This is a genomic window from Pseudomonas sp. YQ_6 (genome assembly GCF_043103245.1).
GTDB lineage: Bacteria > Pseudomonadota > Gammaproteobacteria > Pseudomonadales > Pseudomonadaceae > Aquipseudomonas > Aquipseudomonas alloputida.
Map to the genome: position 1 here is coordinate 73,470 of NZ_JBICJR010000028.1, position 19,252 is coordinate 92,721.

At 62.1% G+C, this 19,252-nt stretch carries 20 protein-coding genes; 11 read left to right on the forward strand and 9 right to left on the reverse strand.

The window, feature by feature from the left end:
* Window positions 1-92 precede the first annotated feature (92 nt).
* Window positions 93-1,625: a SulP family inorganic anion transporter gene (locus ACF8FG_RS09175; RefSeq protein WP_014589240.1), complete on the forward strand. Its 1,533-nt coding sequence runs from the start codon at window positions 93-95 to the stop codon at window positions 1,623-1,625.
* Between the two features lie 283 nt (window positions 1,626-1,908).
* Here the strand turns inward: ACF8FG_RS09175 and ACF8FG_RS09180 are convergent, their stop codons facing one another.
* On the reverse strand, window positions 1,909-2,550 hold the full coding sequence (locus tag ACF8FG_RS09180; RefSeq protein ID WP_003253042.1) for a hypothetical protein: 642 nt from the start codon (window positions 2,548-2,550) through the stop codon (window positions 1,909-1,911).
* 369 nt (window positions 2,551-2,919) lie between these two features.
* Between ACF8FG_RS09180 and coxB the strand changes: the two genes are divergently transcribed.
* Genes coxB through ACF8FG_RS09200 form a run of 4 tightly spaced genes read left to right on the forward strand, consistent with a single transcriptional unit; the run spans window position 2,920 to window position 7,160 of the window.
* Window positions 2,920-4,047 carry a cytochrome c oxidase subunit II gene (gene coxB / locus ACF8FG_RS09185; protein ID WP_019436842.1) on the forward strand — a complete coding sequence of 376 codons (1,128 nt, stop codon included), beginning with the start codon at window positions 2,920-2,922 and terminating at the stop codon, window positions 4,045-4,047.
* Between the two features lie 43 nt (window positions 4,048-4,090).
* Complete coding sequence (gene ctaD, locus ACF8FG_RS09190; RefSeq protein WP_014589242.1) at window positions 4,091-5,680, forward strand: cytochrome c oxidase subunit I; 1,590 nt, start codon at window positions 4,091-4,093, stop codon at window positions 5,678-5,680.
* Between the two features lie 9 nt (window positions 5,681-5,689).
* The gene (locus ACF8FG_RS09195; protein WP_014589243.1) at window positions 5,690-6,256 is read left to right on the forward strand and encodes a cytochrome c oxidase assembly protein; all 567 of its coding nucleotides are present in this window, start codon (window positions 5,690-5,692) and stop codon (window positions 6,254-6,256) included.
* A gap of 16 nt (window positions 6,257-6,272) precedes the next feature.
* Window positions 6,273-7,160 carry a cytochrome c oxidase subunit 3 gene (locus tag ACF8FG_RS09200; protein ID WP_011953141.1) on the forward strand — a complete coding sequence of 296 codons (888 nt, stop codon included), beginning with the start codon at window positions 6,273-6,275 and terminating at the stop codon, window positions 7,158-7,160.
* A gap of 32 nt (window positions 7,161-7,192) precedes the next feature.
* Here the strand turns inward: ACF8FG_RS09200 and ACF8FG_RS09205 are convergent, their stop codons facing one another.
* On the reverse strand, window positions 7,193-7,396 hold the full coding sequence (locus ACF8FG_RS09205; protein WP_020191169.1) for a twin transmembrane helix small protein: 204 nt from the start codon (window positions 7,394-7,396) through the stop codon (window positions 7,193-7,195).
* 51 nt (window positions 7,397-7,447) lie between these two features.
* Here ACF8FG_RS09205 and ACF8FG_RS09210 point away from each other — a divergent pair, with 51 nt between their 5' ends.
* Genes ACF8FG_RS09210 through ACF8FG_RS09230 form a run of 5 tightly spaced genes read left to right on the forward strand, consistent with a single transcriptional unit; the run spans window position 7,448 to window position 11,331 of the window.
* Entirely contained in the window at window positions 7,448-8,185 is a 738-nt protein-coding gene (locus ACF8FG_RS09210) for an SURF1 family protein (protein WP_318077353.1), read from the forward strand.
* The gene (locus tag ACF8FG_RS09215) at window positions 8,154-8,735 is read left to right on the forward strand and encodes a hypothetical protein (protein WP_392518720.1); all 582 of its coding nucleotides are present in this window, start codon (window positions 8,154-8,156) and stop codon (window positions 8,733-8,735) included. Before ACF8FG_RS09210 ends, ACF8FG_RS09215 begins: the two co-directional genes overlap by 32 nt.
* A gap of 9 nt (window positions 8,736-8,744) precedes the next feature.
* Complete coding sequence (locus ACF8FG_RS09220) at window positions 8,745-9,824, forward strand: COX15/CtaA family protein (protein ID WP_318077355.1); 1,080 nt, start codon at window positions 8,745-8,747, stop codon at window positions 9,822-9,824.
* Window positions 9,809-10,702, forward strand: a complete 894-nt coding sequence (gene cyoE / locus ACF8FG_RS09225; protein WP_014589247.1) for a heme o synthase — start codon at window positions 9,809-9,811, stop codon at window positions 10,700-10,702. Before ACF8FG_RS09220 ends, cyoE begins: the two co-directional genes overlap by 16 nt.
* Window positions 10,699-11,331 (forward strand): SCO family protein, encoded by a 633-nt coding sequence (locus ACF8FG_RS09230; RefSeq protein WP_003253019.1) that lies wholly within the window; start codon window positions 10,699-10,701, stop codon window positions 11,329-11,331. The genes cyoE and ACF8FG_RS09230 overlap by 4 nt, the downstream gene beginning before the upstream one ends.
* A 93-nt stretch (window positions 11,332-11,424) precedes the next feature.
* Here ACF8FG_RS09230 and ACF8FG_RS09235 read toward each other — a convergent pair whose 3' ends face one another.
* From ACF8FG_RS09235 to ACF8FG_RS09245, 3 genes are all read right to left on the reverse strand, one after another.
* Complete coding sequence (locus ACF8FG_RS09235) at window positions 11,425-12,195, reverse strand: MetQ/NlpA family ABC transporter substrate-binding protein (RefSeq protein ID WP_019437495.1); 771 nt, start codon at window positions 12,193-12,195, stop codon at window positions 11,425-11,427.
* Between the two features lie 64 nt (window positions 12,196-12,259).
* Window positions 12,260-12,931: a methionine ABC transporter permease gene (locus ACF8FG_RS09240; RefSeq protein WP_010951513.1), complete on the reverse strand. Its 672-nt coding sequence runs from the start codon at window positions 12,929-12,931 to the stop codon at window positions 12,260-12,262.
* Entirely contained in the window at window positions 12,931-13,938 is a 1,008-nt protein-coding gene (locus tag ACF8FG_RS09245) for a methionine ABC transporter ATP-binding protein (RefSeq protein WP_003253013.1), read from the reverse strand. The genes ACF8FG_RS09240 and ACF8FG_RS09245 overlap by 1 nt, the downstream gene beginning before the upstream one ends.
* Window positions 13,939-14,165: 227 nt before the next feature.
* Here ACF8FG_RS09245 and katE point away from each other — a divergent pair, with 227 nt between their 5' ends.
* A complete protein-coding gene (gene katE / locus ACF8FG_RS09250) occupies window positions 14,166-16,301 on the forward strand; it encodes a catalase HPII (protein WP_014589250.1) in 2,136 nt (711 codons plus the stop codon).
* 60 nt (window positions 16,302-16,361) lie between these two features.
* Here katE and ACF8FG_RS09255 read toward each other — a convergent pair whose 3' ends face one another.
* From ACF8FG_RS09255 to zur, 4 genes are all read right to left on the reverse strand, one after another.
* Window positions 16,362-17,069 carry a PA5502 family lipoprotein gene (locus tag ACF8FG_RS09255; protein WP_014589251.1) on the reverse strand — a complete coding sequence of 236 codons (708 nt, stop codon included), beginning with the start codon at window positions 17,067-17,069 and terminating at the stop codon, window positions 16,362-16,364.
* A gap of 126 nt (window positions 17,070-17,195) precedes the next feature.
* Window positions 17,196-17,978, reverse strand: coding sequence for a zinc ABC transporter permease subunit ZnuB (znuB, locus tag ACF8FG_RS09260; RefSeq protein WP_119713149.1), 783 nt, complete (start codon window positions 17,976-17,978; stop codon window positions 17,196-17,198).
* Window positions 17,971-18,744, reverse strand: a complete 774-nt coding sequence (gene znuC, locus ACF8FG_RS09265) for a zinc ABC transporter ATP-binding protein ZnuC (RefSeq protein ID WP_003253004.1) — start codon at window positions 18,742-18,744, stop codon at window positions 17,971-17,973. Before znuC ends, znuB begins: the two co-directional genes overlap by 8 nt.
* Window positions 18,741-19,226, reverse strand: a complete 486-nt coding sequence (gene zur / locus ACF8FG_RS09270) for a zinc uptake transcriptional repressor Zur (protein ID WP_003253002.1) — start codon at window positions 19,224-19,226, stop codon at window positions 18,741-18,743. Before zur ends, znuC begins: the two co-directional genes overlap by 4 nt.
* Window positions 19,227-19,252: the final 26 nt, after the last annotated feature.

Consider the following 19,252-nt stretch of genomic DNA (forward strand, 5'->3'; position numbering starts at 1 on the left):
GCTCGCTGGCGGCCCGCGCCTGCGCGCTTGTCAGGGGCAAACGTGCCCACGGCCAGGGGAATGGCCGTGCGACTAGAGAAAGGAGAAACACGGTGAACATTACACAGTTGAAAGCGGCCCTGCCGCGTGAGTTGCTGGCGTCGGTGGTGGTCTTCCTGGTGGCCCTGCCGTTGTGCATGGGCATTGCGATCGCTTCTGGCATGCCGCCGGCAAAAGGCCTGATTACTGGGATTATCGGCGGCATTGTCGTCGGTTTCCTTGCTGGGTCGCCGCTACAGGTCAGCGGCCCCGCTGCCGGTCTGGCGGTACTGGTGTTCGAGCTGGTACGCCAGCACGGCATGGCCATGCTCGGGCCAATCCTGTTGCTGGCTGGCCTGTTGCAGTTGCTGGCCGGTCGCCTGCGCCTGGGCTGCTGGTTCCGCGTGACCGCGCCGGCGGTGGTTTACGGCATGCTCGCCGGGATTGGCGTGTTGATCGTGCTTTCGCAGGTGCATGTGATGTTCGACACCGCGCCGCAACCGTCGGGCCTGCAGAACCTGCTGGAGTTCCCGGCAACGTTGTCGGCTGCCCTGCCCCAGGAGAGCACCGGCGCCGGCTGGATGGCCGGTGCGCTGGGCCTGGGGACCATCGCCATCATGTGGGGCTGGGAGCGCTTGCGGCCGCAGCGGCTGCGTTTCGTGCCGGGTGCATTACTCGGCGTGGCCAGTATGACTGCCATCAGCCTGTGGCTGGCCTTGCCGGTGAACCGCGTGCAAGTCCCGGCCGACCTGTCCGAGGCCATCGACTGGCTTAGTCCGGCGGACCTGATGCAGCTGGCCGACCCTGCCCTGCTGGTCGCCGCCTTTGCCCTGGCGTTCATTGCCAGCGCCGAAACCTTGCTGTCGGCTGCAGCAGTAGACCGTATGCACAGCGGCCAGCGTTCGGACTTCGACCGCGAACTGTCGGCCCAGGGCATTGGCAACATGCTGTGCGGGGTGCTGGGTGCCCTGCCGATGACCGGAGTAATTGTGCGCAGCTCGGCCAACGTCCAGGCGGGGGCGCAAACCCGGGCCTCGGCAATCTTCCATGGCTTGTGGTTGCTGGCCTTCGTGGTGGCGCTGAGCAGCGTGCTGCAGCAGATCCCGGTGGCGAGCCTGGCGGGGGTGCTGGTGTTTACCGGGGTCAAACTGGTCGACTTCAAGGCGTTTCGCGGGCTGGGCCGTTATGGGCGCATGCCGATGTTCACCTATGCGGCGACTGCGCTGGCGATCATCTTTACCGACCTGCTGACCGGTGTGCTGCTGGGCTTTGCCCTGACCTTGCTGAAGCTGGCGTTCAAGGCGGCGCGGTTGAAGATCAACCTGGTGAGCCTGGACAAGGATGGGCACATGGAACTGCGCCTCAGTGGCGCGGCGACCTTCCTGAAGGTGCCGGCGCTGACCCAGGTGCTGGATACCGTACCGCCGGGCACCACGCTGCATGTGCCGCTGGGGAACCTGAGTTATATCGACCACTCGTGCCTTGAATTGCTGGAGGACTGGAGCCGCAGCAATTCTGCCAATGGGTCACGGTTGCTGATAGAGCAGCGGCGCCTGAAGCGTCGGATCGAGGGGCGGTTGCGGACTACAGCGGGGGTTGGGGCGTAGGAGCGGGTTTACCCGCGAATACGGTAGTGGCGGCAACGGTGATCGGCGGGTGGAGATTGGCCAGCAGGGCCGGCCCTTTCGCGGGTGAACCCGCTCCTACGACGGCCTGCGCCCAACCACCGATGCTTGTGTGTAGGAGCGGGTTTACCCGCGAATACGGTAGCGGCGGCAACGGTGATCGGCGGGTGGAGATTGGCCAGCAGGGCCGGCCCTTTCGCGGGTAAACCCGCTCCTACGACGGCCTGCGCCGAACCACCGATGCACCTACGCCGTGACAGGTAGATCAGGCCGGCTGACCCAGCTCGACACCCAGTTGACGCGACAGGCACGGCCAGCGCTTCCACGCCTCGCCAGTTGCCGGGCTGCTCAGCTTCTCTCGATAAGCCTCCACCGATTCAACGGCAAAGCTCTCATCATTGAGCATTTCGTCGACCGAGTGGTGCACCACCTCATCCAGCTGGTTGGCAAAGCTTTCGCCAATCAACTGGTGGGCAATCAGGTTGGCGACCGTGGTGTCGACCGGGATCAACGGCTGCTGGAAGTGGCGGATGTACAAGTCATTCACCTCTTCCACCAGGCGGTGCGCCAGGTACGCTTCATCCAGAAGGCAGTCCAGGCCTACATGCCCTTGCATCACGCTGGGCGGCTGCAGGAAGTAGGCTTCGGCGATTTTCAGTACAGGTTTGATCTGCGATTCGATCCCGGCTTCGCGGGCGACCTCGTGGGCGGCCTCCAGCAATTCCGGAACCTGATCGATGTAGGCGCTGACGAAGCGCGCCAAAGTACCCTGGGCGTCCTGCTCAGGCAGTTGGATCGAGGGGTGCAGGTGGGGCAGTTGCAGCTCGAGACGCTGTTTCAATTGGCCGGTCTGGCCTTCATGTTGATGGGCTTGGCTTACCTGCTCGCGTACAGCAGCGATGTTCATGACAACTCCAGGGACATTACGTTTCAAACGGAAGACACTAAATTAGCTCGGTATACAGAATACCTAAGACGTATTTGTTATAAGCTTCGCAAACGTGTGCGCTATCAGGCATATCGGCGTGCCATTATTGCGCCATGACCTGTCAAGCGCGCGGTTTTCCGGCCATTCGGCCATTTCATGAAGTTCATTTCACAGGCTTCATTGCGTGCCATTGGTCGCTGTCTATACTCCCGTTGAACGTGATTCGTTGATGAGGCCCGACTGCTTTTAGCAGGGGCTCGGTCGTCGAAGCCATGCAGTCTTGACCGCCGTTCCCTCTTGCCGCAGGCCATGCCTCCGGGACAACAAGAATTAGAAGGGGAACCCGCAATGATGCGACATCCACATGTCTGGATGGGCCTCCTGTTGTGGTCGGTTTTTGGCCAGGCAAACGCCGCCTGGACCGTGAACATGCACCCAGGGGCGACGGAAGTCTCCAACGCCGTCTTCGACCTGCACATGACCATCTTCTGGATCTGCGTGATCATTGGCATCGTGGTGTTTGGCGCGATGTTCTGGTCGATGGTCATCCACCGCCGCTCCACTGGCCAGCAGGCCGCTCATTTCCATGAGCACACGTGGGTGGAAATTCTCTGGACGGTGGTGCCCTTCCTGATTCTGGTGGTGATGGCCATTCCGGCTACCAAGACCCTGATCGACATCTATGACGCCAGCGAGTCGGACATCGACGTCCAGGTCACCGGCTACCAGTGGAAATGGCACTACAAATACCTGGGCCAGGACGTGGAGTTCTTCAGCAACCTGGCCACCCCCACCGACCAGATCCACAACAAGGCGCCCAAGGATGAGCATTACCTGCTGGAAGTCGACCAGCCGCTGGTGCTGCCGGTGGGCGCGAAAGTGCGCTTCCTGGTCACTGCTGCCGATGTGATCCACTCCTGGTGGGTGCCGGCCTTCGCGGTCAAGCGCGACGCCATCCCAGGCTTTGTCAACGAAGCCTGGACCCGTATCGAAAAGCCAGGCATCTACCGCGGCCAGTGCACCGAACTGTGCGGCAAGGACCACGGCTTCATGCCGGTGGTGGTCGAGGTCAAGTCCAAGGCGGATTACGACACCTGGCTGGGCGAGCGCAAGGCTGAAGCCGCCAAGCTCAAGGAGCTGACCAGCAAGGAATGGACCCTGGAAGAGCTGGTGGAGCGCGGCGACAAGGTCTACCACACCGCCTGCGTGGCCTGTCACCAGGCCGAAGGTCAGGGCCTGCCACCAATGTTCCCGGCGCTCAAGGGCTCGAAGATTGCCACCGGGCCGAAGGAAGACCACCTGAGCATTGTCTTCCATGGCAAGCCCGGCACGGCCATGGCCGCTTTCGGCAAGCAGCTGTCGGAAGTCGACATCGCTGCTGTGGTCACCTACGAGCGCAATGCCTGGGGCAACAACAAAGGCGACATGGTGACGCCGAAGGACGTGCTGGCGCTGAAGCAGGCAGAAGCCAAGTGAACCGGGTTACTCGCGGCAATCAATGGATTGCAGGAGACAGGACATGAGTGCAGTGATCGACGACCACGCCCACGGCCACGACCATGCGCACGGCCCGGCCAAGGGCCTGATGCGCTGGGTGCTGACCACCAACCATAAAGACATCGGCACGATGTACTTGTGGTTCAGTTTCATCATGTTCCTGCTGGGTGGCTCGTTCGCCATGGTGATCCGCGCCGAGCTGTTCCAGCCTGGCTTGCAGATCGTGGAGCCGGAATTCTTCAACCAGATGACTACCATGCATGGCCTGATCATGGTGTTCGGCGCGGTGATGCCGGCCTTCGTCGGCCTGGCCAACTGGATGATTCCGCTGATGGTCGGCGCGCCCGACATGGCACTGCCACGGATGAACAACTTCAGCTTCTGGCTGCTGCCGGCGGCCTTCCTGCTGCTGGTATCGACGCTGTTCAGCCCGGGCGGAGGGCCAAACTTTGGCTGGACCTTCTACGCACCGCTTTCCACCACCTATGCGCCAGCCAGCGTCACCTTCTTCATCTTCGCCATCCACCTGATGGGTATCAGCTCGATCATGGGGGCGATCAACGTGATTGCCACCATCCTCAACCTGCGTGCCCCCGGCATGACGCTGATGAAAATGCCGCTGTTCGTCTGGACCTGGCTGATTACCGCGTTCTTGCTGATTGCGGTGATGCCAGTACTGGCCGGCGTGGTAACCATGATGCTGATGGATATCCACTTCGGTACCAGCTTTTTCAGTGCCGCAGGTGGCGGTGACCCGGTGCTGTTCCAGCATGTGTTCTGGTTCTTCGGTCACCCTGAGGTGTACATCATGATCCTGCCCGCCTTCGGTGCGGTCAGCTCGATCATCCCGGCGTTCTCGCGCAAGCCGCTGTTCGGTTATACCTCGATGGTGTATGCCACCGGCGCCATTGCCTTCCTGTCATTCATCGTCTGGGCCCACCATATGTTCGTGGTCGGCATCCCGGTGGTAGGCGAGTTGTTCTTCATGTATGCCACCATGCTGATTGCCGTGCCCACCGGGGTGAAGGTATTCAACTGGGTCAGCACCATGTGGGAAGGTTCGCTCACCTTCGAAACGCCGATGCTGTTCGCCATCGCCTTTGTCATCCTGTTCACCATCGGTGGTTTCTCCGGGTTGATGCTGGCGATCGCCCCGGCAGACTTCCAGTACCACGACACTTACTTCGTGGTGGCGCATTTCCATTACGTACTGGTGCCTGGTGCAATTTTCGGCATCTTTGCCTCGGCCTACTACTGGCTGCCGAAATGGACCGGCCACATGTACGACGAAACCCTCGGCAAACTGCACTTCTGGCTGTCGTTCGTCGGCATGAACATGGCCTTCTTCCCCATGCACTTCGTAGGCTTGGCCGGCATGCCACGGCGCATCCCCGACTACAACCTGCAGTTCGCCGATTTCAACATGGTGTCGTCGATCGGCGCGTTCATGTTCGGCGCCACGCAGATCTTCTTCCTGTTCATTGTCATCAAGTGCATCCGCGGTGGCGCGCCGGCACCGGCCAAACCCTGGGATGGCGCCGAGGGCCTTGAGTGGTCGATACCCTCGCCTGCGCCCTACCACACCTTCCAGACACCCCCGGAAGTGAAATAGGAACCCGCCATGAACGGCCTGTCGGTGAAACGCCTGGTAACGCGCCTGTTGATGCTGACGGTGGTGATGTTCGCCTTCGGCTTCGCGCTGGTGCCGATCTACGACGTCATGTGCAAAGCCTTCGGTATCAACGGCAAGACCGGCGGGCAATACGAAGGTAGCCAAATCAGTGACCCGACGCGTGCTGTGCGGGTGCAGTTCATGTCGACCAATGCCAGCGACATGGTCTGGGACTTCTACTCCACTGCCGACCAGCTGGAGGTCAACCCGGGGGCGGTGAACCAGATGATCTTCATTGCCCACAACCCGACCGACCGGCCGATGAGTGCGCAGGCAATACCCAGCATTACCCCGGCCGAGGCCGCGGCCTACTTCCACAAGACCGAGTGCTTCTGCTTTACCCAGCAGGTGCTGCAGCCCGGCGAACGCATCGAGATGCCGGTGCGCTTCATCGTTGACCGCGACCTGCCGGCCAGCGTGAAGCACCTGACACTGGCCTACACCTTGTTCGACATCACCGCTCGCCACCCGCCGGTCGCGCACGTTGCGGCGCAGGACGTCCAGGGCGCCCGTTAAGGGAAGGAGAACAGCAATGGCAAGTCATGAGCACTACTACGTTCCGGCGCAGAGCAAATGGCCGATCATCGCCACCATCGGCATGTTCATCACGGTATTCGGCCTGGGCACCTGGTTCAACGACATGAAGGCGGGCCACCCGGATTCGCACGGGCCGCTGATTTTCTTCGTGGGGGCGTTGTTTCTGGCCTACATGCTGTTCGGCTGGTTTGGGGCAGTGGTCAAGGAGAGCCACGCCGGGTTGTACAGCCCGCAGCTGGACCGCTCGTTCCGCTGGGGCATGAGCTGGTTCATCTTCTCCGAAGTGATGTTCTTCCTGGCCTTCTTCGGTGCGCTGTTCTATGTCCGCGTACTGGCGGGGCCGTGGCTGGGTGGCGAAGGGGCCAAAGGTGTTACGCACATGCTGTGGCCAACGTTCGAATTCACCTGGCCGCTGCTGCACACTCCTGACCCCAAGCTGTTCCCGCCGCCCAAGGAAGTGATCGACCCATGGCATCTGCCGCTGATCAACACCATCCTGCTGGTCAGTTCCAGTGTGACAATCACCATTGCCCACCACGCCTTGCGCCGTGACCACCGCGGCCCGCTGAAATTCTGGATGGCGCTGACCATTGTCCTGGGCATCAGCTTTATCGCACTGCAGGCCTTCGAGTACCACGAGGCCTATACCAAGCTGGGGCTGACACTGGGTTCAGGGATCTACGGTGCGACGTTTTTCATGCTTACCGGGTTTCACGGCGCCCACGTGACATTGGGCACGATCATTCTGATCGTGATGTTCGTGCGCATTCTGCGCGGGCATTTCAACCCGGAAAAACACTTCGGCTTCGAGGCAGCCAGTTGGTACTGGCACTTCGTCGATGTGGTGTGGGTGGGGTTGTTCATCTTTGTCTATGTGTTGTGAATACAAAAAACCTGTAGGGGCGGGTGAGCGCTTCAGAAAGGGGCGTGGGAGACCAGTTGACCGCTGATCAAGCCCCAGGCGACCAGGCCTATGGTCAGGGCTGCCAGGGTCACCCGTATGGTCAGCGCCTTGAGCAGACGGGTCGAGTTTTCATCATCCTTGACCAGAAACACCAGGCCACTGAACAGGCTGGCAATCGTGGCCAACAGCATCAGGACAATCGCGGCCTTGAGCATGGCGTTACTCCGGGGGGATGCGGTGATGTGGATAAGTATAGCGAGGCGCCCGTGAGGCCGTTTCGCCCAGGCTGGGTACCGACGCTGGCGGTGCTTGCGCTGCTGCCGGGGCTGATTGCGCTTGGTTGCTGGCAACTCGGCCGAGCCGAGGAAAAGCGCGTGCTGCTGGCCACCTATGCAGAACGGCGGATTGAAGCGCCGATAGCCACCGCCCAGCTCCTCTCGAAAGAAGACAACGCCTTCCGCCGCGTGCACTTGTATGGCCGCTTCGACGCCGAGCACAGCGTGCTGCTGGACAACCGCATGCGCGACGGCAAACCCGGTGTCGAGCTGCTGCAGCCCTTCCACGACCAAGCCAGCGGCCTGTGGTTGCTGATCAATCGTGGTTGGCTGCCATGGCTGGACCGCCGGGTGCCGGTGCACTTCGAAACCCCTGCCCAGGCCTTGGCGCTGGATGCCTCTGTGTATGTCGCGCCCGGTAGCACCTTCCAGTTGCACCCGGACCCCATCGGCGGGCAATGGCCGCATCTGTTGACCGCTATCGATGCCGCGCAGCTATGGCAACAGCTTGATCGCGAAGGCTTCGCCCAGGAAATGCGCCTGGAGCCGGGCCCTGCGAGCTATCGCCTGGACTGGCCAGTTGTGGCCATGAGTCCCGAAAAACACGTGGGCTACGCCGTGCAGTGGTTTGCCCTGGCTACCGCTCTGGTTCTGCTCTACCTCTACTTCGGCTGGCACCAAAACAAGGAGAAACGCCATGGCCACCGCCACTCCACTGGACGTGCCTGAACGTAGCAAGCCCAGAGCCCGTGGGCGTTTGCAGCTGTTACTGATCCTGCTGGTGGTGCTTGGGCCGATGGTTCTGGCCACCAGTATGTACAAGCTCAAATTCTGGGTGCCGGAAGGCCGCAGCTACCATGGCGCCACGATTGGCAATGGGGAAAGCCGTGCCGATCTCGGCGTGGCGGGGCAGGGCGAGCGCTGGCAGTTGCTGGTAAGCGCCCCCCAGGCCTGCACCGAAGACTGTCAGCGCCTGGTGTACCTGGCTCGGCAGATTCAGATCGGGCTGGGGCGTGATGCCAGCCGCGCCAGCCATGCGCTGGCCGCCGCCCAGCCGCTGAGTGCCGACTATCAGGCACTGCTCGGCCGCGAGTACCCGCAGTTGCAGCGCTACCCGCTGGATGCGCAACGTTACCAGCAGAAGGTTGTCGAGCCCGGCCCGCAGCTGTGGATCGTCGACCCGCACGGCAACCTGGTGCTGCGCTACGACGGCAAGGTCAACGGCAAGCATGTGCTGGATGACCTGCGCCACCTGCTCAAGCTGTCCAACATCGGCTAGGAGCCTGCCATGGCCAGACCTGGATTTCGCCTTGCTGTGTTCGCCACCCTGCTGGCACTGCTGGTCGTCCTGCTCGGTGCCTATACCCGCCTGACCCACGCCGGCCTCGGTTGCCCCGACTGGCCTGGGTGCTATGGTTTTATCAGCGTGCCCAAGAGTGAAGCGCAGTTGGCCCATGCCGAGCTGCACTTTCCTGAGCACCCGGTGGAAGCTGCCAAGGGCTGGGCCGAGATGGTCCACCGCTACTTTGCCGGTAGCCTGGCCGTGGTGATCGCCCTGCTCGCGTTCCAGGCAATGCGCCGGCATGCCCGCGATGGGCAGCCTTATCGCCTGCCAATGCTGCTACTGGGTGTGGTGCTGGCCCAGGCAGCCTTCGGTATGTGGACGGTCACCCTGAAGCTATGGCCGCAGGTGGTCACTGCGCACTTGCTGGGTGGCTTTACCACGTTGAGCTTGCTGTTCCTGTTGTCTCTGCGTCTGTCCCGGGCCTTTGCGCCCTTGCCGAAACTGCCGCTGAGCCTGCGCCGGATCGCTGCGCTGTCGCTGCTGGTGGTAATCGGCCAGATCGCCTTGGGCGGTTGGGTCAGCGCCAACTACGCAGCCGTGGCCTGCATCGACCTGCCGACCTGCCATGGCCGGTGGTGGCCAGCGGCGGACTTCAGCAACGGCTTCCACCTGACCCAGCACGTCGGCCCCAATTACCTGGGCGGACAGCTGGACAGTGATGCGCGTACGGCCATCCACATCAGCCACAGGCTGGGCGCGCTGCTGGTGACCTGCGTGCTGCTTATGCTCAGCTGGAAGCTGCACCGCTGTGGTCTCCCCGGCCTGGCGCGGCTGGTGCTGCTGGCGCTGGCCTTGCAAGTGGGCCTGGGCATCAGCAACGTCGTGTTCCACCTGCCGCTGGCGGTGGCTGTTGCGCACAATGCCGGCGGGGCGATGCTGCTGCTGAGCATGGTGCTGGTGAACTACCGCATTCGAGTGGTCGACAAGGTTCAAGTGGGTGTCGGCCATGGCTGGCGTCTGCGGCCGGTGGTCGGGGTGGGCATTTCCCATCATATGAGGAACGACTCGTGGCGACGCTTCTAAGCGTACGACGGGCTCGCTGGCGCGATTACCTTGAGCTGACCAAGCCGAAGGTGGTGGTGCTGATGCTGATCACCTCGCTGGCGGGCATGTTCCTGGCCACCCGGGCGGGCGTCAGCTGGAGCGTGCTGTTGTTCGGCAACCTGGGCATCGGCCTGTGCGCGGGTGGCGCGGCAGTGGTCAATCATGTGGTGGATCGGCGTATCGATGCGCTGATGGCACGCACCCACAAACGGCCTTTGGCCCAAGGCCGAGTCGAGCCTCTGCCGGCGCTGTTGTTCGCCTTGGCCCTGGCGCTGCTGGGCATGGTCCTGCTGCTGGTGTTCACCAACGCCCTAACCGCCTGGCTGACCCTGGCCTCATTACTCGGTTATGCGGTGCTCTACACCGGCTTTCTCAAGCGCGCCACGCCACAGAACATCGTCATCGGTGGCCTGGCCGGTGCCGCTCCGCCGTTGCTCGGCTGGGTGGCGGTAAGCGGCCATGTCAGCGCCGAACCCTTGCTGCTTGTGCTGATCATTTTCGCCTGGACCCCGCCGCATTTCTGGGCGCTGGCCATCCACCGCAAGGAGGAATACGCCAAGGCCGATATCCCGATGTTGCCGGTGACCCACGGCGAGCGCTACACCAAACTGCATATCCTGCTGTACACCCTGATCCTGCTGGCGGTGAGCCTGCTCCCGTATGCCATCCACATGAGTGGCCCGCTGTACCTGGCCTGTGCCCTGGGCTTGGGCCTGCGCTTCCTGCGTTGGGCCTGGGTGTTGTACCGTAGCAGCCGGCCGCACGCGGCGATCGGCACCTTCAAGTACTCTATCGGCTACCTGTTCGCGCTGTTCATCGCGTTGCTTCTTGACCACTACCTGTTGCTGAGCCTATGACCCGAACCCAGAAAACCGTCTTCATCCTCGTTGCCCTGGTCGCGTTGATCCTGGGCCTGACCGTCAACAAGGTGCTTAATGGTCGTGACCAGCCCAACCCTGCCGAGCTGATTGATGCGGGCATCATCCTGCTGCCGCAGAGCCGCGCCGTGGCTGATGTCACCATGACCAATCAGGACGGCCAGCCGGTGCAGATGGATGACCTCAAGGGCAAATGGTCGCTGCTGTTCTTTGGCTACACCTACTGCCCGGACATCTGCCCGACCACACTGGCCCAGCTGCGCCAGGTGAAGAGCGAGCTGCCCAAGGATGCCGTCGACCGGCTGCAGGTGGTGTTGGTGAGCGTGGACCCTAACCGCGACACGCCGAACCAGTTGAAGCAGTATCTGGGCTATTTCGACAAGGACTTTGTCGGCGTGGCGGGGTCGATCGAGGATACCCAGAAGCTGGCCAATGCCTTGAGCATTCCGTTCATTCCGGCGGATACCAGCAAGCCGGGGTATACCGTGGATCACAGCGGTAATCTGGCGATCGTCGGCCCGGATGGGAGACAGCGTGGGTTCATTCGGGCGCCGTTCAACAACCAGAAGCTGGGGGCGCAGCTGCCGGGGCTGGTCAAGCGGGATTGAGTCAGCCCCAAAAGCTTCGCGGGTAACCCCGCTCCTACAACGATGTGTGTAGGGGCGGGTTTACCCGCGAAGAATAGAGCGTGATAGGTCGGATCAGAACGCCGGAACCACAGCGCCTTTGTACTTCTCGATGATGAACTGCTTCACCTCAGGCGAGTGCAGTGCAGCCGCCAGTTTCTTCATGTCGTCCGAGTCCTTGTTGTCCGGGCGGGCAACCAGGATGTTCACGTAAGGCGAGTCGCTGCCCTCGATGGCCAGCGCGTCTTTTTCCGGGTTCAGCTTGGCTTCCAGCGCGTAATTGGTGTTGATCAGGGCGGCATCTACCTGGGTCAGCACGCGCGGGATGGTGGCGGCTTCCAGCTCACGGAACTTCACGTTTTTCGGGTTTTCGGCAACATCCTTCACGGTCGACAGGATGTTCTTGTTGTCCTTGAGCTTGATCACGCCAGCCTTGTCCAGCAGCAGCAAGGCGCGGCCGCCGTTGGTGGCGTCGTTGGGGATGACCACGGTGGCGCCGGAGGACAGCTCGTCCAGCTTCTTGATCTTGGTCGAATACACGCCCAGTGGCTCGATGTGCACGCCTGCCACGCTCACCAGCTGGGTACCCTTGGCCTTGTTGAACTCATCCAGGTAAGGCTGGTGCTGGAAGAAGTTGGCGTCCAGGCGCTTTTCGGCCACCTGCACGTTCGGTTGGATGTAGTCGGTGAATTCCTTGACCTTCAGCTCTACGCCCTCTTTCGCCAGTTGTGGTTTGACGAAGTTGAGGATCTCGGCGTGCGGCACCGGGGTGGCGGCGACGGTAAGGGTATCGGCCTGGGCCGAGAAGGCCGCGACAGCGGCAGCGACAGCAAGCAGCTTCTTCATTGATCACTCCTTGTGAGGGCCGCGACGGCCCCCGAACGGGTCGGCCAGGCCGACCCCATTGGGGTTACTTACGGGAAAAATGCACGACCAGTTTGTCGCCCACGCTCTGCAGTACTTGAACCAGTACCAGCAGCAGTACCACGGTCACTACCATCACATCGGTCTGGAAACGCTGGTAACCGAACCGGATAGCCAGGTCACCAAGGCCACCGGCACCCACCACACCGGCCATGGCGGTGTAAGAAACCAGGGTGATGGCGGTTACGGTAATGGCCGCGAAGATGCCCGGACGGGCTTCCGGCAGCAGCGCACTGGTGATGATCTGGCGGGTTGTGGCGCCCATCGACTGGGTGGCTTCGATGATGCCGCGGTCCACTTCACGCAAGGCGGTTTCAACCAGGCGCGCAAAGAACGGCGTGGCACCCACCACCAGCGGCGGGATGGCGCCTGCAACGCCCAGCGAGGTACCGGTGATCAGCACGGTGAACGGGATCATCACGATCAGCAAAATGATGAATGGCAGCGAGCGCAGGATGTTGACCACCAGCGACAGCAGCGCGTAGACGCCTTTCTGTTCGAACATCTGCTTTGGCCCGCAGAGGAACAGCAGCACGCCCAGTGGCAGGCCCAGCAGCACGGTGAAGAACAGCGAGCCGAACAGCATGATCATGGTGTCGACGGTGGCCAGCCAGATTTCGGCCCAGTCGACGTTGGCAAAGAAATTCAGGGCGTCCATCAACGCAGTACCTCCATATGTACGTCAGCTGCCTTGAAGCGGGCGAACGCCGCTTCCATGTCTCCGCCGATCAGGGCGAGAGTGAGCTGGCCATAGGGGACATCCTTGATGCGGTCGATACGCCCGGCGAGGATGCTGTAGTCCACACCGGTTTCGCGGGCCACGGTGCCCAGCAGCGGTGCGTAGGTGGCGTCGCCCTGGAAGGTCAGGCGTACGATGCGGCCTGGCACGTGGGCAAAGTCGTCGCGCTGCTCGCCTTCGTCGACCTGCTCGTCTTCCTGGACGAAGCGCTTGGTGGTGGGGTGCTGGGGGTGCAGAAACACCTCGGCCACCGAGCCTTGCTCGACGATCTGACCGGCGTCCATCACTGCCACGCGGTCGCAGACACGGCGGATCACGTCCATCTCGTGAGTGATCAACACGATGGTCAGCTTCAGTTCACGGTTGATCTCGGCCAGCAGTTGCAGGACCGAGGCCGTGGTTTGCGGGTCGAGGGCACTGGTGGCCTCGTCGCATAGCAGGATCTTCGGGTTGGTGGACAGGGCGCGGGCAATGCCGACGCGCTGTTTCTGGCCGCCGGACAGCTGCGCCGGGTACTTTTTGGCGTGGTCCGACAGGCCAACGCGAGCCAGTAGCTCGGTGACGCGCTTGTCGATTTCGCTGCGCGACAGCTCACCGGCCAGGGCCAGTGGCAGGGCGACGTTGTCGGCGACGGTCTTGGAGGCCAGCAGGTTGAAGTGCTGGAAAATCATCCCGACCTGCTGGCGGAAGCCCCGCAACTGGCTGGCGTTGAACGCGGTGACGTCTTCGCCGTCGACGATGATCGTGCCGCCGGAGGGTTCCTCCAGGCGGTTGATCAGGCGCAGCATGGTGCTTTTGCCTGCGCCGGAATGGCCGATCAGGCCGAACACCTGGCCATCTTCGATGGTCAGGCTGGTCGGATTCAGTGCGGGGATTTCCCTACCGGCAACGCGGTAGGTTTTATGTACCTGTTGGAACTCGATCACGTAGCGAACCTTGTGGGGCGCATTGAAATTTGGGTCAGCGGTTAGCTGGGGTCGCGCATTTTAGCCTTTTCCCATAGCTGTTCTTAGCATTTATTTCGTCATGCACCAATCCATCGGGCATATCGCGACAACCGGTAATCCTGATTGAACGCTCGGCAACGTCCTCCAGTCACTACTTGAACAAGCCCTGAACGGGCACGCCTTAAGACTGATGAGGAGAGCCGATCATGCCCAGCAAGAAAACGGATGCGCCCAAGCACAGCGAGGCCGCCGGTACCCAGACCCCTGACAGGGCCAACACCAATGTCAAGCTGCAGAGCCTGGAGGCCGACCGCAGCGATGCGACCGGGCAGGCGCTGCGGACCAACCAAGGCGTGCGCATTGCTGACAACCAGAACTCCCTCAAGGCGGGCGATCGCGGACCTTCGCTGCTTGAAGACTTCATCATGCGCGAGAAAATCACCCACTTCGACCATGAGCGTATCCCCGAGCGTATCGTGCACGCCCGCGGTACCGGGGCACACGGATTCTTCCAGAGCTATGGCAACCACGCCGAGCTGACCAAGGCCGGCTTCCTGCAAGATCCGGAAAAGATCACCCCGGTTTTTGTCCGCTTCTCGACGGTTCAGGGCCCACGCGGTTCTGGCGATACGGTGCGAGATGTGCGGGGCTTTGCCGTCAAGTTCTATACAGATGAAGGCAATTTCGACTTGGTCGGCAATAACATGCCGGTGTTCTTCATCCAGGATGCGATCAAGTTCCCCGATTTTGTCCACGCGGTGAAGCCAGAGCCACACAACGAGATACCGACCGGCGGTTCGGCTCATGACACCTTCTGGGATTTCGTCTCGCTGGTGCCGGAGTCGGCCCATATGGTCATGTGGGCCATGTCTGACCGCGCCATCCCGCGCAGCCTTCGAATGATGGAAGGCTTTGGCGTGCATACCTTCCGCCTGATCAATGCCGAGGGCGTGGCGAGCTTCGTCAAGTTTCATTGGAAACCGCGCCAGGGCGTGCATTCCCTGCTGTGGGACGAAGCCCAGAAACTGGCGGGCAAGGACACTGACTTCCAGCGCCGTGACCTATGGGAAGCCATCGAAACCGGTGACTACCCGGAATGGGAGCTGGGCGTGCAGATTGTGCCTGAGGCTGACGAACACAAATTCGACTTCGACCTGTTGGACCCAACCAAGATCATCCCGGAGGAACTGGTACCCGTCACGCCGCTGGGCAAGATGGTGCTCAACCGCAACCCGGACAATTTCTTTGCCGAGGTCGAGCAAGTGGCGTTCTGCCCAGGCCATATCGTGCCAGGTATCGACTTTACCAACGACCCGCTGCTGCAGGGCCGGCTGTTCTCGTACACCGATACCCAGATCAGCCGCCTGGGTGGGCCGAACTTCCACCAGATCCCGATCAACCGGCCGGTAGCGCCGAACCACAACAATCAGCGTGATGCGCTGCACCAGCACGTTGTGCACAAGGGCCGGGCTTCCTACGAGCCCAACTCGATTGACGGCGGCTGGCCGAAGGAAACCCCACCTGCGGCGCAAGATGGCGGCTTCGAGAGCTATCAGGAGCGTATCGATGCGCACAAGATTCGCCAGCGCAGTGAGTCGTTCGGTGATCACTTCTCGCAGGCTCGGCTGTTCTTCCAGAGCATGAGCCCGACCGAGCAACAGCACATCATCAAGGCTTACAGCTTCGAGTTGGGCAAAGTGGAGCGTGAACATATCCGCGCCCGTGAAGTGAATGAAATTCTCGCCAACATCGACCTGAAGCTGGCGGCGGCGGTTGCGGCCAACCTGGGCCTCCCTGCGCCGAAAGCGGGTACGGTGCAGGTGAAGGGTAGCCAGCTGGCGCAATCGCCTGCGCTGAGCCAGATGAACCACCCAGGTTCGGTGGGTATCAAGGGGCGCAAGATTGCCGTGCTGGTTGCCGATGGCGTCGACGCTGCCAGCGTGGACAAACTGGTCAAGGCCCTGGAAGCGCACAGTGCCCGGCCGATGCTGCTGGGGCCGACCTCGGCGCCGGTGAAGGCGGCGGATGGCAAGCAACTACCGGTAGCGGCGTCGATGGAGGGGATGCCTTCGATCATGTTCGACGGGATTATCGTGCCAGCGGGCAAGGCCTCTACGGATGCGCTGGCGGCTAGCGGATTGGCCAAGCACTTCGTGCTGGAGGGTTACAAGCACTTGAAGGCGCTGGTGCTGACCAAGGAATTGGCGAAAGCGTTGGGGCTCAAGGAGGACAAGGGGCTGTTGCTCGGGGATGAGCAGAAGGCAGTGGATGCCTTTGTCAAAGCGGTTGAAGGCCACCGGGTGTGGGAGCGGGAGGCGGCAGCTGAAGCTGTTCCTGCCTGACAAGGCCTTTTCGTGGGTAAACCCGCTCCTGATGTAGGAGCGGGTTTACCCGCGAAGCTTTTACTGCTGATGCGGGACCAGCACCACCTGTGCCGGCAGCGAGCGCTGAATCTCATGCTTCTGCTTCAGCTCGAACCCACTGTCAATCTTGCGCACACGCTTTTCCAGCAAGGTCTTCAGCCAAGGTGCATCCTCGGTGCGCGGTACCTGGAATACCACCTCACACTGGTAACTCACCACATCGGCGGCAATGTCGTCCAGTTGGCGGCGCAGCGCGCGGCTGTCAGTGGTCTTCAACGCCACCACGGTACTTGGCGCTGTCGGGTCGATGATGCGTGCCTCGGGCTTGGCCTCGGCGGCTTTCAGCGCAGCTTCAGCCTTTTCCAGCTCGGCCTTGCGGGCCTGGGTCACGGCATCCCCGCCGGTGACCGCTGGCGCCTGCGGCATCAGGGCCCGGGCACGGGCCAGCGCGGTAGCTGCCGCGTTCACATCACCCTTCTGCAGGACGATCTGGCTACGTTGCAGATAAGCTTCGGCCAATTGGCGCTGGTATTGCTCCAGGCGTGCATCATCCGGCGACTGGGCCTGCAGTGCTGCAAGCTGGTCTTCGGCGGTAGCCAGCTCGTTGCTGGCGATGTTCTGTTGCAACTGCTGCCAGGCATCTGCTTGAGCAGGTGCGGTGGCCTGTTCGACCGGCGCATTGGAACAGGCAGCCAGGATCAGGGAAAACGCGGCAACAAGCAGATAACGGGAGGCGAACGGCTTCATTCCTGCGACTCTCTATTTGCGCAAAAAGCGAGCAAGTCTACACCCAGGTGCGCACGCTCGAAAATAGGCCTTACAGACCCTTTACCGGCCAAAGGTTGCAAGGCGTGCCTGCACACGCCTTGCTTTTCAGCGTTTTGGCAGGGCCAGGCTCAGCAAGAATAGCACTGCGGCGCAGACCACGATCGAGGGCCCGGCGGGGGTGTCCTTGAACCAGGACATGGCCAGGCCGCCGCACACTGCGGTGACACCCAGCAAGCTGGCACCCAAGGCCATCTGCTCTGGTGAGCGGGCGTGGCGCTGTGCCGCAGCCGCAGGAATGATCAGCAGCGAGGTGATCAGCAACACGCCAACGATTTTCATGGCAACCGCAATCACCACTGCGATCAGCAGCATCAGCGCCAAGCGCAGGCCGGCCACGGGCAGGCCTTCGACCATGGCCAGTTCTTCGTGCACGGTAACCGCCAGCAGCGGCCGCCACAGCACAGCGAGCAGCAGCAGGACCAGTGTACTGCCACCGAGGATCCAGGCCAGGTCGCTGGTGCTGATGGCCAGCAGATCGCCAAACAGGTAAGCCATCAGGTCGATGCGCACATCGTGCATGAAGCTCAGCACCACCAGGCCCAGCGACAAGGTGCTGGGGGCCAGGATACCCAGGAGGGTGTCGGAGGCCAACGGCTGGCGTTGCTGCAATGTCACCAGCAGAATCGCCAGCAACAGGCAGCCCACGGTTACCGCCAGCGCCGGGCTGACATCCAGGGCAAAGCCCAGGGCCACACCGAGCAGCGCGGCGTGAGACAGGGTGTCGCCAAAATAGGCCATGCGCCGCCATACCACGAAGGAGCCCAGTGGGCCTGCAACCAGTGCCAGGGACAAGCCGGCAAGCAAGGCGTAGAGAAGAAAATCAGCCATGCTTGCAGTGCTCTCCGTGAACATGGGTGCCAGGGGCGACCACCGAGCCATGCAGGTCGTGGCTGTGGTCGTGATGGTGGTGGTAGATGGCCAGGCTCGGTGCGGTCTTGCCGAACAGTTCGACGAACGCCGGATCACCGCTGACTTGCTCGGGGTGGCCCGAGCAGCATACGTGGCGGTTCAGGCACACCACCTGGTCGGTAGCGCTCATGACCAGGTGCAGGTCGTGGGACACCATCAGTACGCCGCAGCCGTGGCGGTCGCGCAGGCGGGTGATGAGGTTGTAAAGCTCGGTCTGGCCGACCACGTCCACACCTTGTACCGGTTCGTCGAGCACCAGCAACTGGGGTTCGCGCAGCAGGGCGCGGGCCAGCAGCACGCGTTGCATTTCGCCGCCGGAAATAGTCTGGATCGGGCTGTCGATGACCTGCTCGGCGCCCACTTCCTGCAGCGCCGACAAGGCTGCCGCGCGGTCTACGCCGGGCACCAGGCGCAGGAAGCGCAGCACCGACAGCGGCAGCGTGGCATCAACTTGAATCTTCTGCGGCATGTAGCCAATGCGCAGCTTGGGTTTGCGCCATACCTTGCCGCGATGTGGCTTGAGCAGGCCAAGTACGGCGCGCACCAGGGTCGTCTTGCCCGCCCCGTTGGGGCCAATCAGGGTGACGATCTGGCCTGGGGCGACCGACAGGTCGATGCTGTCGAGCACCGCCTCACCGCCAAAGGTGACGCCGACCTGCTCCAGGCGAATCAGGGCGTCACTCATGCCGCGCTCCGGCAGTTACCGCACAGGCCGACCACTTCCACGGTCTGGGTCTCCACCGTGAAACCCACGCCTTTGGCGCTGTTGATGATGGCCTCGCTGATGCTGCTCTGCTCGAGTTCGATGGCCACATGGCAAGCCCGGCAGATCAGGAACTGGCCTTGGTGCACGTGCTCGGGGTGGCTGCAGCCGATGAAGGCGTTCAGCGATGCGATGCGATGTACCAGGCCGTTTTCCAGCAGGAAGTCCAGCGCACGGTACACCGTGGGCGGCGCGGCGCGGCGGCCGTCCTGCTCACTGAGCACAGCGAGGATGTCGTAGGCGCCCAGTGGCTTGTGGCTCTGCCACACCAGCTCCAGCACACGGCGGCGCAGGGCTGTCAGGCGCAGGCCCTGGCGGGTGCACAAGGCGTCGGCTTCAGCCAGTGCACTGTGTACGCAATGGGAGTGGTCGTGAGGACGGTTGGCCAGCGGTGTGATGGACATGGGCAGCGACGGTTCTGGACAGAGAC

Bases quoted from the DNA above. Each gene is read 5' to 3' on its own strand.
- ACF8FG_RS09180 (WP_003253042.1), bottom strand. From the start codon at position 2,550: ATGAACATCGCTGCTGTACGCGAGCAGGTAAGCCAAGCCCATCAACAT.
- coxB (WP_019436842.1), top strand. From the start codon at position 2,920: ATGATGCGACATCCACATGTCTGGATGGGCCTCCTGTTGTGGTCGGTT.
- ctaD (WP_014589242.1), top strand. From the start codon at position 4,091: ATGAGTGCAGTGATCGACGACCACGCCCACGGCCACGACCATGCGCAC.
- ACF8FG_RS09195 (WP_014589243.1), top strand. From the start codon at position 5,690: ATGAACGGCCTGTCGGTGAAACGCCTGGTAACGCGCCTGTTGATGCTG.
- ACF8FG_RS09200 (WP_011953141.1), top strand. From the start codon at position 6,273: ATGGCAAGTCATGAGCACTACTACGTTCCGGCGCAGAGCAAATGGCCG.
- ACF8FG_RS09205 (WP_020191169.1), bottom strand. From the start codon at position 7,396: ATGCTCAAGGCCGCGATTGTCCTGATGCTGTTGGCCACGATTGCCAGC.
- ACF8FG_RS09215 (WP_392518720.1), top strand. From the start codon at position 8,154: ATGGCCACCGCCACTCCACTGGACGTGCCTGAACGTAGCAAGCCCAGA.
- ACF8FG_RS09220 (WP_318077355.1), top strand. From the start codon at position 8,745: ATGGCCAGACCTGGATTTCGCCTTGCTGTGTTCGCCACCCTGCTGGCA.
- ACF8FG_RS09230 (WP_003253019.1), top strand. From the start codon at position 10,699: ATGACCCGAACCCAGAAAACCGTCTTCATCCTCGTTGCCCTGGTCGCG.
- ACF8FG_RS09235 (WP_019437495.1), bottom strand. From the start codon at position 12,195: ATGAAGAAGCTGCTTGCTGTCGCTGCCGCTGTCGCGGCCTTCTCGGCC.
- ACF8FG_RS09240 (WP_010951513.1), bottom strand. From the start codon at position 12,931: ATGGACGCCCTGAATTTCTTTGCCAACGTCGACTGGGCCGAAATCTGG.
- katE (WP_014589250.1), top strand. From the start codon at position 14,166: ATGCCCAGCAAGAAAACGGATGCGCCCAAGCACAGCGAGGCCGCCGGT.
- ACF8FG_RS09255 (WP_014589251.1), bottom strand. From the start codon at position 17,069: ATGAAGCCGTTCGCCTCCCGTTATCTGCTTGTTGCCGCGTTTTCCCTG.
- znuB (WP_119713149.1), bottom strand. From the start codon at position 17,978: ATGGCTGATTTTCTTCTCTACGCCTTGCTTGCCGGCTTGTCCCTGGCA.
- znuC (WP_003253004.1), bottom strand. From the start codon at position 18,744: ATGAGTGACGCCCTGATTCGCCTGGAGCAGGTCGGCGTCACCTTTGGC.
- zur (WP_003253002.1), bottom strand. From the start codon at position 19,226: ATGTCCATCACACCGCTGGCCAACCGTCCTCACGACCACTCCCATTGC.